Consider the following 11248-nt stretch of genomic DNA (forward strand, 5'->3'; position numbering starts at 1 on the left):
AATGACTACGATAATAATTATCATTTTCATCAACCGGATCGGTGAGACATGACGGGAATACCGGTGCAACACCTGGCGGCGATCGGCGTCATAGGCGGTTACGGAGCAGTCGGCAGCGCGGTCGTACGACGGCTCCACCGGGCGGGTGTCCACCCGCTGCTGGTGGCCGGCCGTGATCGGGGCCGGGCGGAAGCGCTGATCGCCGGCCTCCCCGAGGGCGGCCCGGACGTGAGCGCCCTGGCCGTCGACCTGACCGATCCCCGTTCGCTGGATCGCTTCGCGGCGGGCTGCCGGCTCGTGGTCAACTGCGCGGGCCCCTCGTACCGTGTGCTCGACGCGGTCGCGCGGGCCGCGCTGCGGGGCGGCGCGGACTACGTCGACGCGGCCGGTGACGACCCGGTCCACAACCTGCTGTCGGCCGACGGGGGCGCCGGGCGTTGGGCGGCGGCCGGACGCGCGGCCGTGCTGTCCGCCGGCGCGCTGCCGGGTCTGTCGTCGCTGCTGCCCCGCGCACTGGCCGCCCGCGCCACCGGTGCCGTCGCGCTGGACGCCTACGTCGGGGGTGTCGCGCCGCTCACCCCGGCCGCCGCCGGTGACGTGCTGCTCGGCCGGGGACCGGAGCACGGGACGCCGGCTGCCGCCTGGCAGGAGGGCGGGATGCGGGAGCGCGCGCTGGCCCCCCGCCGGGGCGTGCGGCTCGACGCCTTCCCCGCCCCCGTCGACGCCTTCCCCTTCCTGTCCACCGAGGCCGTCCGGCTGGCCCGCGCCACGGGCATCGGCCGGGTGCGCTGGTACACCGTCTTCGGCGGCGGGCGCCTGGCCGAGGAACTGGCCATGGCATGGGCACTGGACAGCACGGAGACCGCCGACCTGGTCGCGGCGGCCGACGAGGACGTACGGCGCCACGGGGCCTGGTACGGACAGGAGTTCCACCTCTGGGACGGAGCGACGGACGGCCCGCCCACCGCGAGGCTCGTCCTGCGCGCCGAGGACTCCTACGAGTTGAGCGGGTTCCTCGCTGCCACCGCCGCTCTCCACGCGCTCCACGGGGCGATCGCTCCCGGTGTGCACTTCGCCGCGGATGTGCTCGATCCCCTGCGCGTCACCGAGGACCTGGCGGCCGACGACGCGGCGGAGCTCACGACACTGTGAGTGTCCGTCGGCGCGCCCCCGACCGGTGGACGGGCCGGGGGCGCCGACGGGCAGGCGGCTCGGCGGATCACCCGTGCGCCACCGGCCGGTCAGAAGTCCGTCCGGCGGCCGGCCCGGGGCGGCAACCGTCGCACACGCCCGTGAGTTCGACCGTGTGGTCCACCGCATGGAACCCGATGTCACGAGAGATCCTCGCCACCCACTGTTCGACCTCTTCGGAGTCGACCGCCAGGCTGAGCCCGCACTCCCGGCAGACGACATAGTGACGGTGGCCGTCGTCCGGCCTGGGCCGGTAAAGACGTTCACCGTCACTGTCACGCACCACGTCGACGTGCCCGGCCGCCTCCAGTAACCGGAGCGTGCGGTAGACGGTGCTCAGCCCCACCGCCGCGCCGTCCGTGACCAGAGCGGCATGCAGGGCCTGCGCCGAGGCGAAACCGTCGCAGGCGTGCAGGGCCCCGAGGACCGCGGCCCGCTGCGGGGTCGCGCGCCACTCGCCGAGGGCCGTTCCGTACATGAGTGCGCCTCCCGTCGCGTCTGGAAAGCCGTCCGGGCACGCTCCGATGCCCGGACGGGCATAGCGCAAGGACCCCTAAACGGCCGCTGTCGGACTCCGGTGGTCGTGCTCCGGATCGCAGACCCCTCCGGTGTCCCACGCGGGAAAGGGGTCGTCGGCGGGTACCTGTTCGCCGTCGGCCGTCAGACACGCGGCAAGGGCGGCGCGCAGACCCGACTCCCGCAGGCCGACCCCGATGAACACCAGCTCCTGAGCGTGGGGCGCGTCGGCGTCCCTGACACCGGACGGCTCGAAGCGGGCCACGGCCCCGGCCTGCGACCACAGGCCGGTCACGCCCTCACGGCCGGCGAGCGTGAAGAAGCCCTTGGAGCGCAGCACCTGGCCGTGCGCTCCGCTGTCCAGGTCCTCGGTGACGAAGGCCCACAGGCGTCCGGGATGGAACGGGGCAAAGGACCGGAAGACCAGGGAGGAGATGCCGTACTCCTCGGTCTCCGGCACGTGGTCGCCGTTGAGTTCCTGGACCCAGCCCGGCGCCTGCTGCGCGCGCTCCAGGTCGAACCGTCCGGTTTCCAGCACGTCGCGGACACCGACCCGGCCGTGCACCGCGGGAATCAGACGAGCCGTCGGATTCAGCCGCGCCAGCACCCCGCGCACCCGGTCGGCGTCGGCTTCGCCGACCAGGTCCAGCTTGTTGAGCACGAGCACGTCGGCGAACTCGACCTGGTCGATCAGCAGGTCGCTCACGGTGCGCTCGTCGTCCTCGTAGGGAGCCAGCCCCCGTTCGGCGAGGTCGTCCCCGGTCCCCAGTTCGGCGAGGAAGTTGGCGGCGTCCACGACGGTGACCATGGTGTCCAGCCGGGCCACGTCGTCCAGGGTGGCTCCGTCGTCGCGGGCGAAGGCGAAGGTGGCCGCCACGGGCATCGGCTCGGAGATTCCGCTCGATTCGATGAGCAGGTAGTCGAAGCGGCCCTCCCGGGCGAGCCGGTCGACCTCCTCCAGCAGGTCGTCCCGCAGTGTGCAGCAGATGCAGCCGTTGGTCATCTCCACCAGACGTTCCTCGGTGCGGGAGAGCGCCGCCTCGCCCCCGCGCACGAGGGCGGCGTCGATGTTGACCTCGCTCATGTCGTTGACGATCACCGCCACGCGCAGGCCCTCGCGGTTGGTGAGGACGTGGTTGAGGAGCGTCGTCTTGCCGGCGCCGAGGAAGCCCGACAGCACGGTGACGGGCAGGTGCCGCGTGGGCATCGGTGTCAGTCCTCCGGCCGCAGCAGGCCGCGCCGGTAGGCGGGCACGAGGTGCTGCGGCACCCGGTAGGTCACACCGTCGACCGTGACCGGCACCAGGTTCGGCGTACTCGCCTTCCACTGGGCGCGGCGGTGACGGGTGTTGCTGCGGGACATCTTGCGCTTGGGAACGGCCATGGGTGGTTCCTCTCGGTCAGGACGGTCGTACGGCGTGATGTGCGCCGCAGACGGGCGGGGAGACTGCCTCGACCGGGCCGGAGGTCGTCCACCACGACACCGCACCGGGGAGGCACCGACAGCATACGACAACGGTTTTCATGTGCGAAAGCTGCCCGTGTCCGGCGGACCGCGCGATCCGGCCATGCCGGGGCGCCCCGTCTCACCTCCCGTCGCGGCAGGAGGCGGGCGGCCGGTCGCACACCGGCGGCGGCCCGGTGATCCGGCGGGAGGTGAACTCCCGCTCGGGGAGCGAGTACTCCCTCGAGGCGTGCGGCTCCGTCGACAGGGGATCCCGCCGGCCACCGGCTCCTTGTCGGCCCGTCCGGGCGCGACTGTGGCGGGCGAGGGTGGGGCCGGACGTGCCCCGCGGGTCCGCAGTGCGTTGCTCGCAGGTCCGGTGCCGGTGCCGGTGCGGACCCGGGCCACGCCCGGGCCCCGTGGGCTTCGGGCCGGACGCGGACGTGGCGTCGCGCTCGGCAGGGCGCCACCGGTTCTCACCCGCGCCGTCCGAGCGGATCCTTGTTTGAAGTATTGACCACCGGTTGTCGCGAGCCTACGTTGACCGCGTCCTGAGAGCGCTCTCAGAAAGGTCGCCCATGAGATTCCGTAGACGTCTGGCGCTACTGTCGGCGGCCGCCCTGGCCGCCACGGGTCTGGCGGCCACCGTCGGCGGCGGCGTCGCCTCCGCCGCCACCATCGAGGTGGGCAGGGGAAGCTACAGCGACGACCGTCCGGCCGGGAGCAAGGGGCCGTCCAACAGCGATGGTCAGCCTGTCAAGCCCAAGGTCACGCCCGCCATGGCGGACAAGCCGGTGCCGACCAACGACTGGTGGTCCTCGCTGATCTTCCAGCGGTTCGCCGGCAACCCCTGGTCGGAGAACATGTACGGACACCCCCTCACCTACAAGGCGGTGTCCGGCGGTCTGGAGGTCGGCTACCCGACCACCCACCAGATCGTGGGCGACGGCCGCCAGTACGAGTTCCCGCACAAGGCCGACCTGACCCTCGGCCTCGCGGGCCTCAACTCCCCCGACGCCAAGGCGGACGGGTGGAGCGACTGGACCGTCACTCCGTACTGGAACGACGGTACGCGCACCCTGCGGGCGACCATCGGCCACGGCATGCCCTACGTGTACGCGGAGGGCACCGGCGGCGCGGCGCGGATCAGCGCCGCGGCCCCGCCGGCCGTCTTCGCCGACCGGGGCGACGTCCTCGGCGTCACCATCTCGGGCCACCACTACGCGCTGTTCGCCCCGAGCGGCAGCGACTGGACCGTCTCCGGCAACGAGATCCGTGCCGACCTCGGCGCCAAGGACTACTTCTCCCTGGCCGTCCTCCCCGACAGGGAGGCGCTCGCCGACTACGAGAAGTACGCCTTCAGCTTCGTGACCGGCTCCGAGGTGGACTGGGACTACCGGGAGGGCGACGGCGAGGTCGAGGCGACCTACACGCTGACCACCGAGGCGAAGCAGGGCGAGGAGACCGGCACCCTCCAGGCGCTCTACCGCCACCAGTGGCTGCACACCTCCGACACGCTCACCGATCACAGGTACGTCTCGTCGCGCGGCGAGATGAAGGTCCGCGAGGGCACGTCGTTCACCACCACGCAGAAGGTGAACGGCGTCCTGCCGGGGCTGCCGAGCGCTCCGGGCGTCGACGAGGCGAAACTCAGGACCTACATCGACGACGTGCTGGCGCAGGGTGATCCGTTCAGCGGTGCCACCGACACCTACTGGACCGGCAAGGCCCTGGGCAAGCTCGCCCAGCTCGTGCCGATCGCCGACCAGATCGGCGAGACGGCGAACCGCGACAAGCTCCTCCAGCTGATCAAGACCCGTATGGAGGAGTGGTTCACCGCCGGCGGCCCGTCCGAGTTCTCCTACGACAAGGACTGGCGCACCCTCATCGGCTACCCGGCCTCCTACGGCAGCGACCAGGAACTGAACGACCACCACTTCCACTACTCGTACTACGTGATGGCGGCGGCGGTCGTGGCGCAGTACGACCCGCAGTGGGCCGCCGACTCCGAGTGGGGCGGCATGGTCGGGGAACTCGTCAAGGACGCCGCCAACCCGGCCAGGGACGACACCGAGTACCCCTTCCTGCGCGGGTTCGACGTCTACGCCGGCCACAGCTGGGCCGCCGGCCACGAGGCCTTCGCCGCCGGCAACAACCAGGAGTCGTCCTCGGAGTCGATCAACCTCAGTGCCGGTCTGATCATGTGGGGCTCGGCCATGGGGGACAAGGCGCTGCGCGACCAGGGCGTCTACATGATGATGACCGAGTCGGAGTCGATCGCGCAGTACTGGTTCGACGCCGACCAGCAGGTCTACCCGCAGGACTTCACCCACGACGCCGTCGGCATGGTCTGGGGCAGCGGCGGCGCCTACTCCACCTGGTGGACCGCCAACCCCGAGGAGATCCACGGCATCAACTTCCTCCCCGTGACCGGTGGTTCGCTGCACCTGGCCAGGGAGAAGGACATGCTCCGCCGCAGCGTGGCCGAGATGGAGAGGGAGAACGGCGGCCCGGCCGTCGAGTGGCGCGACATCTTCTGGCAGGTCCGGGCGCTGTACGACCCGGCCGGGGCCATGGCGGCCTGGGACCGGGAGAACGGCGGCTACGTTCCCGAGGAGGGCGAGACGAAGGCCCACACCTATCACTGGGTCTCCACGATGAACTCCATCGGTGCGCCGGACATGACCGTCACGGCCAACACGCCCACGGCCGTCGTCTTCGACAGGAACGGCGCCACGACGTACGCCGCGCACAACTACGGAGCCGAGCGGTGCTCGGTGCTGTTCTCCGACGGCGGCGTGCTGAACGTCCCGGCGAAGTCGACCGCGTCCGGAGCGGGCGACGACACCCGGCTCGGGAGGCTCTGCGGCGCCGCGGACGGCGGCGGTGAGGAGCCGCCCCCGGCCGACGAGAAGCCCACCGCACCCGGCACCCCGGCCGTGAGCGACGTCACCGACACCTCCGTCGGACTGACCTGGGGCGCGGCGACCGACGACAAGGGCGTCAAGGACTACGACGTCCTCCGCGACGGCACGAAGGTCGCCACGGTCACCGGGACCACCCACACCGACACCGGGCTGGCCCCCGGCACCGAGTACACCTACAGCGTCAGGGCCCGTGACACCGCGGGCCAGGTCGGTCCGGCGAGCGGCACCGTGACCGTCACCACCACAGGTGACGCCCCGCCGCCGCATGTCACGGGCGACACCTTCTACCTGCGGTCGGGCGGCGAACTCGCCACCCGGGCGGCCGCGACGGGCTCCTCCGACACCGTCCCGTCCGCCGGCGGCACGAACAACGACGGAACACCGAGGAACCCGCTCGTCTACGAGGTGAAGAACGTCAAGGGCACCCTGAAACCGGGCTCCGGCACGGCCTTCACCCTCAGGACGGACGCCGGCACCTCCGTCGGGCACGCCCAGCAGGCCCGGGTGTCGTACGACCTGACCGGTGACGGCACGTTCGACCGTGTCGAAACGTTCCGCTACTTCGCCACCGATCCGGTCCCCGGCTGGGAGGAGTACTCCTCGGCCCGGCAGGGACTGCACTCCGCCTCGGGCACCCCGGGCGACCTGAACGGCGGCACCGTCCGCGTGGAGGTCTGGAGCGCGCTGGGCAACGGCCCGTCCACCCTCCAGGTGGGCAAGGACTCCGTCCTCACCATCCCGTTCACCTGATCAGGTGCCCGGCCCCGTTCCGGTGGGGCCCCCACCGGAACGGAGCCGGCCCCCGGGCAACCGGCCCCCGGTGAACCGACCGTCGGCACAGCCCACTTCCGCACCATGTTTTCCACCACGGCGCACGGCGCGCACACCGCACGCTGTGCGGCCGAGCGCCGGCTCGCCGTGCAACAGGGGCGGCCGGAGGCCGCCGCCGACGGTACGGCCACGGCGTCCCTCCTCATCGCCGAGCCGGCCGCGAACGCGGCCCTGCACGGGCGGCGGGCGCGGGGCAGGGACGCACGTCCCGCTCTCACCCCGACGCCCGCCATCCTGTGGATCGAGGCCACCGACGCGCGGGGCGAACGCCTGCCCGCCCCGGCCCGCCCCGACCGCCGGTACCGACAGCGACAGCGACGGTGGATCCGGACGGGGCCTGTCCCTCGTCGCCCTGCTCGCCGACGCCTGGGGCCGCGAGCCCCGTCACCCGGGGGGCAGGACGGTGTGGGCGGAGTGTGCCCGGCGGGCCGTCCGGCCGTCCGGCTGGGTGGCCGCGACATGACAGCGGACAGCGGACAGGGCCAGAGCGGCGTGTCTTGACCCGTCCGGGTCCACACCTTCCCTGCCACCGGCGCCGGGCGCCGGGCAGTCTCGCTCCGCGAGGTGCCATCGACGGTCGGCGCCAGGGCACCGTACGGTCGACGGTGGTCACACCGGGTCGGCCGGGCGTACAACCCCGGTCACAGGAAAAGGGGCGGGGAGCGCCGATGGAGAACAAGGATCCCTGGATCAGGCCGCTGCGCGGTGCCGCGCCACCTCGCGCGCGCGTGCTCTTCTTTCCGCACGCCGGTGGCGCCGCCTCGTTCTACGCGCCGTTCGCGCGGCGGTTCCCCGAGGGGTACGACGTCGCGGCCGTTCAGTACCCGGGGCGGCAGGAACGCTTGGGCGAGCCGTTCGTGGCGACCGTCGAGGGGCTCGCCGACCGGCTGGTGCCGTCCCTGCGGCGATGGGCGGCGGAGCCCGTGCCGCTGGTGCTCGTCGGTCACAGCATGGGGGCGTCCGTCGCCTTCGAGTCGGTACTCCGGCTCGGGCACGACCGGTTGACGACGCACTGCCGCCTCGTCGTTTCCGGCCGCACCGCCCCGTCGGCACCGCGCGAGTTGCCCGTCCTCGACTCCGACCGGAAGATCCTCGACCATCTTGCCGCTCTCGGCGGCACCGACCCGGCGATCGTCCGCAGCCCGGAACTCATGGACCTGTTCCTGCCCGTCCTGCGCAATGACTACCGGGCGGTCACCCGGTACCGGCCGGTCCCCGACGCCGTGGTGGACACGCCGGTCCTCTGCCTGACCGGGGACCGGGACCCACAGGTCGCGCCGGAGGGGGCCGCAGCCTGGAAGAGTCACACCACGGCCGGTTTTCGGCTGGAAACCCTTCCCGGGGAGCACTTCTTCCTGACGGACCATCCGGACACCGTCGTGCGGCTCGTCGCCGAGTGCGCCGACGCCGGCGGACGATGACGGGCGGCGCGTTCGCGGATCGCGGGGGCTCGTGGTGGTGCCGCGACCTCGTTGGTGTACGCCCGTGCACGCGTGGTGAGCGTGAGCGCCGGTGACTCCTTCCACGCGCCGGGTCGTTCCCCCGTGCCCGGCGCCCGCCGAAGGGACCGGGACGGGGCGGCGTTCGGGCATGCCGGTGCCGAATCTGGCCGAAATCCACGGGGCGAGAGGCCATGCGTCCGAGGCGGACGGTGCAGGTGGTGGCAGTCGTGGGCAAGTTGTTGAAATGAAGTCAATTCTCCCTGAGGGCAAGGGGTTTGACTATGCAGAGACGGGATACACGCACCTGGCGGCGGTTCACCGACAGGCCATCTCCCCTCCAGTTTCGGGGGGTTGCCATCCTGTGACCCAACGTGAAAACTGTGAGCGCGTTCGGCCCGGATGGATCGTGCCGAAGCGCCTTTTCGGCGCGCAAAGCGCTAAATCGTAGGAATGGGACAGGAGAGCCCTGCGCGGAGCCGCTGCGCGGGAAAAGTCACGGGGGGATGCAGTGATGTCTGCTTTGCGTCAGAGGCACGTGTCACCAGGCTGCGAGTGTGCGGGCCTGCCGGCCGCACGGCGGACGTCCGGACCGCTCGGAACCGCCGCCCCGGCGTACGGAACCTGTCCCCAGGTCTACTGACGCCCCCGGCGGCCACGGGCGTTCCGTGAGGCGGACGGGCAGCTCCCGAGTGGCGGCCGGCCCGACCGCGAGCCGGCCACCTGGCGCGGAGCGAGGTCCGCTGGGCGGTGGCACACCCGTCGGCCGCGCCCATGGCTTCCTGGCCGGCGAACCCGCACCACCGTTGACGGCCCATGCCGGGCCCGCGCGTTCCCACCCAAGGAGAACCGGTGACAAGCACTCGAACGACCGGGGCCGAATCGCCCCTGAACGCGTTACCCGGCCGGTGGCGGTCCTCGCGCGAGGCGGGCCCCGCGGCCTACGACGGGACGCAGGGCCAGTGGCGTGGCGTGGGCCACCGGGGGGTCTCCGCCGTACTCGCCGACCTCACTCCGGTCACCCCCGCCCAGCAGGACTTCGAGACCTTCCGGCAGGGCAGCTTCGCCGGCACGGACCCGCCGGGACACCGCACACTCCGCACCCTGGTGAGCCGGGGCTTCACCCCCAGAGTGGACCGCGGGCTCGAACCGCGCATCAAGGCCATGTGCGCGCGCCTGCTCGACGGTGCCGCCGCCCGCTTCACCGCTCCGGACGTCTTCGGCGTCGCCCGCAGTCCGAATCCCCGTCCGGCCCTCGGTCGCGGCATCCACTTCTGCTTCGGCGCGCCCCTGGCCCGGCTGGAAGCGCGGATCGCGCTGCATATGCCGGTGGAACGTTTCCCCATCCTCGCGGTCCCCGCCTACGACGATGTCGCGTACCGGAACCCGGCCGTCATCGTCGGCGTACGCCACCTGCCGATCGCCGTCACCAGGGCGTGACGCGCGTCGACGTGCGCAGGTCCCGCAACCGCTCACCCGCGGGCCGGCCGCGTTCTCTCCCCGCACCCGCTCTCACCAGGAGTCCCCTTCCCATGCCGTACCCCACCGCCGCTCCGGCCGCCGACCGGTCGCCGTCCCCGCTGCGCCAGGAGTTGCAGAGCCGCCTCGACTCCCTCGCGCGCGCCCACCGCGTGCCCGGCGCCCAACTGGCCGTCCACACCGGCACGCACACCCTCAGCGTGCACACCGGCACGGCCGACGCCCTGACGGGCACCCCGGTCACCGCGGACACGGCCGTCCCCCTGGGTTCCGTCACCAAGCTCGGCACGGCCGCCGCCGTGCTGCTCCTCGCCGACGACGGAGACCTCGACCTCGATGATCCTGCCGCCGAACTGCTGCCCGAATTAAGGCCGTTACCCAAGGTGACCGTGCGCCACCTACTCGGTCACACCGCCGGTCTGCCCACCGGACCGGACTCCGACAGCGCCGCCGGCGCCACCGCCACGCGCTACCTCTCGGCGGTCTGCACCGCGCGGAGCGCCCTGTTCCCGCCGGGAACCGGCTTCTCCTATTCCAACGCCGGCTACGTGGCCGCGGGCCGGCTCGTGTCCGAAGTGACGGGCATGACCTGGCAGGAAGCGCTGCGAGCGCTCCTCCTCGATCCCCTGGGCATCGTCCCCGCCTTCCTCGGCGACGCCACCCCGGCGCGGCCGGTCGCCACCGGCCACGCCCTCAACACGGCCACGGGCCTGGTGCGCCCGGCCCACCAGAACCTCGCCCCGGTGGAGGCTCCGGCCGGAGCCCTGATGGCGAGCGCCGAGGACCTGGTGGCCCTGGGAAGGGCCGTCACCGGCCGGTCCACCGTCCTGCCCGCGTCCGCCGCCGCCCGGATGCGCCGTCCCGAACCGGCCGCCGACCCCGGTGCCCTGGCGGACTCCTGGGGCCTGGGCCTCGCCCTCTTCCGGCAGGACGGCCACGTGTGGTGCGGCCACGACGGGAACGCCCAGGGCACCTCCTGCCATCTGCGGGCCGAGCCGGACAGCGGCGTCGTCGTCGCCTTCACCGGCAACGCCGGCGGCGCCACCGCACTGTGGCGGGACCTCGCCGCCGACCTCGCCCGGCTCACCGGCATACGCGTGCCGACCGCCCCGTCCGCCGCCCACCGCGGTCCTGCCGTACCGCTGCCGGAATGCGCCGGCACCTACCGCAACGGCGGCACCGAGTACGCGGTCAAGCTCGACGGGGACGGCACGCCGACCCTGTCCGTCGACGGTGACTACCCCATCCCGCTGGTGTGCTACCCGGACCTGTCCTGCGATCTGGTCGACCCGGCCACCGGCCGGCACGAGCCCGGCGGCCGCTTCCACCGCGACCCCGCCACCGGGACCGTCGACCGCCTGCAGATATCCGGACGCACCGCGCGCCGCACCGGCACCGTCTGACCGCGCCCGCGTCACGCAC

The 11248-nt window shown here is 72.5% G+C and carries 8 protein-coding genes; 5 read left to right on the forward strand and 3 right to left on the reverse strand.

The features are described 5' to 3' along the window. Nucleotides 1-48: 48 nt before the first annotated feature. Nucleotides 49-1152: a saccharopine dehydrogenase NADP-binding domain-containing protein gene (locus tag ACWZEH_RS31760; protein ID WP_456194504.1), complete on the forward strand. Its 1104-nt coding sequence runs from the start codon at nt 49-51 to the stop codon at nt 1150-1152. Between the two features lie 67 nt (nt 1153-1219). Here the strand turns inward: ACWZEH_RS31760 and ACWZEH_RS31765 are convergent, their stop codons facing one another. From ACWZEH_RS31765 to rpmF, 3 genes are all read right to left on the reverse strand, one after another. Further along, on the reverse strand, nt 1220-1669 hold the full coding sequence (locus ACWZEH_RS31765; RefSeq protein WP_456194505.1) for a Fur family transcriptional regulator: 450 nt from the start codon (nt 1667-1669) through the stop codon (nt 1220-1222). Between the two features lie 75 nt (nt 1670-1744). Further along, nucleotides 1745-2914 (reverse strand): GTP-binding protein, encoded by a 1170-nt coding sequence (locus tag ACWZEH_RS31770; RefSeq protein ID WP_456194506.1) that lies wholly within the window; start codon nt 2912-2914, stop codon nt 1745-1747. A gap of 5 nt (nt 2915-2919) precedes the next feature. Beyond that, nucleotides 2920-3090, reverse strand: coding sequence for a 50S ribosomal protein L32 (gene rpmF / locus ACWZEH_RS31775; protein ID WP_217131325.1), 171 nt, complete (start codon nt 3088-3090; stop codon nt 2920-2922). A 638-nt stretch (nt 3091-3728) separates the two neighbouring features. Here rpmF and ACWZEH_RS31780 point away from each other — a divergent pair. The 4 genes from ACWZEH_RS31780 to ACWZEH_RS31795 all read left to right on the forward strand — a co-directional run bounded on the left by ACWZEH_RS31780 (nt 3729) and on the right by ACWZEH_RS31795 (nt 11229). Next, complete coding sequence (locus ACWZEH_RS31780) at nt 3729-6827, forward strand: glycosyl hydrolase (RefSeq protein WP_456194507.1); 3099 nt, start codon at nt 3729-3731, stop codon at nt 6825-6827. A 749-nt stretch (nt 6828-7576) separates the two neighbouring features. Further along, nucleotides 7577-8329 (forward strand): thioesterase II family protein, encoded by a 753-nt coding sequence (locus tag ACWZEH_RS31785; RefSeq protein WP_456194508.1) that lies wholly within the window; start codon nt 7577-7579, stop codon nt 8327-8329. Between the two features lie 870 nt (nt 8330-9199). Then, nucleotides 9200-9787 carry a cytochrome P450 family protein gene (locus tag ACWZEH_RS31790; protein WP_456194509.1) on the forward strand — a complete coding sequence of 196 codons (588 nt, stop codon included), beginning with the start codon at nt 9200-9202 and terminating at the stop codon, nt 9785-9787. A 92-nt stretch (nt 9788-9879) separates the two neighbouring features. Continuing rightward, nucleotides 9880-11229, forward strand: a complete 1350-nt coding sequence (locus ACWZEH_RS31795; RefSeq protein ID WP_456194510.1) for a serine hydrolase domain-containing protein — start codon at nt 9880-9882, stop codon at nt 11227-11229. The last annotated feature ends 19 nt before the right edge of the window (nt 11230-11248 follow it).

This window comes from Streptomyces yamdrokensis (assembly GCF_053890455.1).

Bases quoted from the DNA above. Each gene is read 5' to 3' on its own strand.
- ACWZEH_RS31795 (WP_456194510.1), top strand. From the start codon at position 9,880: ATGCCGTACCCCACCGCCGCTCCGGCCGCCGACCGGTCGCCGTCCCCG.
- ACWZEH_RS31760 (WP_456194504.1), top strand. From the start codon at position 49: ATGACGGGAATACCGGTGCAACACCTGGCGGCGATCGGCGTCATAGGC.
- rpmF (WP_217131325.1), bottom strand. From the start codon at position 3,090: ATGGCCGTTCCCAAGCGCAAGATGTCCCGCAGCAACACCCGTCACCGC.
- ACWZEH_RS31780 (WP_456194507.1), top strand. From the start codon at position 3,729: ATGAGATTCCGTAGACGTCTGGCGCTACTGTCGGCGGCCGCCCTGGCC.
- ACWZEH_RS31765 (WP_456194505.1), bottom strand. From the start codon at position 1,669: ATGTACGGAACGGCCCTCGGCGAGTGGCGCGCGACCCCGCAGCGGGCC.
- ACWZEH_RS31770 (WP_456194506.1), bottom strand. From the start codon at position 2,914: ATGCCCACGCGGCACCTGCCCGTCACCGTGCTGTCGGGCTTCCTCGGC.
- ACWZEH_RS31785 (WP_456194508.1), top strand. From the start codon at position 7,577: ATGGAGAACAAGGATCCCTGGATCAGGCCGCTGCGCGGTGCCGCGCCA.